We start from the raw sequence: 2,028 nt of genomic DNA, 5'->3' as shown, positions 1-2,028 counted from the left end.
ACTCGACACGAGAAGAAGCGAAAGGTGAGATATTTAATTTTATTGAGATGTTCTACAATCCGATAAAACGGCATTCGCATACAGGCGGTGTGTCACCTGCTAAGTTCGAAGAAAAGTATTTTTTAGACGTTCCTACTGTCTAGCAAACTCTGGGAAGTCCAATGGATTGAAAAATTCATGCCTACATGGGTGAGGCTCATAGATGAGCACACCAGTTAACTTTATCTACTTCTATTAAGACAACAGCAAATACACACACTTCCATGCCCTACAGATCTAGATCTCGCATAAAAAATACCTTTATCAAAAATTTTAGCTTATTGTACTATGAGGCTTAATAGCATGGTTTCGCAAAGTGATGTATAATAAGTTGATTTTTCTTTTTAATAATTTAATATGACAGTGCTATTCTAAGTCAATTCTACTTATTAACTCTCTGCTTGGCGATAATAATGGGATAAAAAAGGAGTTTGTTCTTATGAATTGGAATGATTTGAAATATTTCTTGGTTGTTTCAAAAATCAAAAATATTACAGATGCAAGCCTGAATTAGGTGTTAGTCCTTCAATAGTATCCAGAAGAATTTCAGAAATAGAGTCTCACTTCGGCTTGTCATTATTTAATAAAAGACAAAATGGTTATTTTCTAACTGAAGCTGCAAAAAATATTTTAAGTTTAGTTGAAGAGACGGAAAGAAATATAAACTATATTGAAAGAAAGATAGTCGGTTATAATACAGAAAGTAAAAAGATAGTTAAAATAGAGCTGCCAGAGCTATTAGGTCAGTATCTAATTTTTCCTGCATTGAAAAATTTTCAAGAAACACATCCTAACATTAAATTTGATATCTCAAATGACATACGCAACAGTAAGTTGGCAACAAGGTCAAGTGATATTGTTGTTCGGATGAGTATGCCAAGCAGTGGTGCCTATAAAGCAAAAAAAATTGGAGAGGTTAGCCAGTCATTATTTTGCTCTAAAAATTATTTTAATCGGTTCGGTAGTCCAAAGAGTAAGGATGAACTTATAAACCATTATTTAATAGGTTGGGATGATGGATATCAAACTATCCCTTTATCAAAATGGTTTTTAGATATAAAAGGAGACGCCGAATATTGGATTAAAACTTCAAATTTTAACTCACAATTACAAGCCGTAAAAAGTGATTTAGGTATCGGCGTTCTGCCGCATTTCATTAATTTTGACAGCACCTTGGTTCCTGTTTTGGATGAAATAGATCCACTCACATCTGAAGTATGGTTATTGAGGAATATTGAAACGCAATCGCTGGGGTACGTTGGGGATGTCTTTGACTTTATAGAAAAAGTAATAAAAGAAAGATTGTAAGTAAGATAGACATCGATTTTAAATTAATAAAATCGATGTCTATAGGGTTAAGTAATTAGGCTACTTTATTTTCTGTTTTTTTCTTTAAAATTGATGGGGATATGCTATCTCCAATTTTTTTACATTGCTGTATTAGTTTGCTTAAATAATCTTTAGAAATAGATTCATTTGCTAAGACCAGGCGTATTCCTGTTCTACCTTTAAATGTTGCATAATCAATAAAAGCAATGCCTTCGCTGGCAAGTCGCTTGCAAATTTCAATATTGATTTTCTTAAGGCCACTTTCAGAAATACTGTCGGAGGGTTTGTATTGAAAAAGGATATTTAAAAATGGGGATGGAGCTATAGCTTCAAACAATTCTTCTTCTTTCAATAACTCAATAAACATATCCTTGTAATTGATAAGATTATTAATTTTTTGTTCATAGCCATTGCTTCCAATAAACTTCCAGGCGGACCATAATTTAAGGCAATCAGCTCTTCGGGCACTTTGAATTGACATTTCACCAAGATTATAATTAGCATCCTCATCTTTGTGGAATAGGTAGTTATCCCCAGGGCAAACGCATGAACATTATTTAACCAACCCTATTACTTTAAACAGATACTTATCATCCCAGCCGCAGGCTTTACGTTTATTTTTGATGCCCAGTTTCAAACTTGTCTCCTGCTTTAATAAAT

2 protein-coding genes and 1 pseudogene are annotated in these 2,028 nt (G+C 33.2%); 2 read left to right on the top strand and 1 reads right to left on the bottom strand.

Annotation, left to right across the window (positions count from 1 at the left end; genetic code table 11):
- Positions 1-143: IS3 family transposase (locus V6259_RS20130; protein WP_445928532.1), on the top strand; the 143-nt coding region annotated here is incomplete at its 5' end.
- A gap of 355 nt (positions 144-498) precedes the next feature.
- Positions 499-1,347: a LysR family transcriptional regulator gene (locus tag V6259_RS19450; protein ID WP_341585944.1), complete on the top strand. Its 849-nt coding sequence runs from the start codon at positions 499-501 to the stop codon at positions 1,345-1,347.
- Positions 1,348-1,402: 55 nt separating this feature from the next.
- On the opposite strand, the pseudogene V6259_RS19445 reads toward V6259_RS19450, so the two are convergent.
- Positions 1,403-1,885 (bottom strand): annotated as a pseudogene (locus tag V6259_RS19445) (pyridoxal-dependent decarboxylase); the annotation flags it as partial.
- Between the last annotated feature and the right edge of the window lie 143 nt (positions 1,886-2,028).

Source organism: Marinomonas sp. TI.3.20 (genome assembly GCF_038155025.1).
GTDB lineage: Bacteria > Pseudomonadota > Gammaproteobacteria > Pseudomonadales > Marinomonadaceae > Marinomonas > Marinomonas flavescens.
Note: the sequence above shows the minus strand (reverse complement) of the source record. Positions and strands in the feature narration are given on the sequence as shown.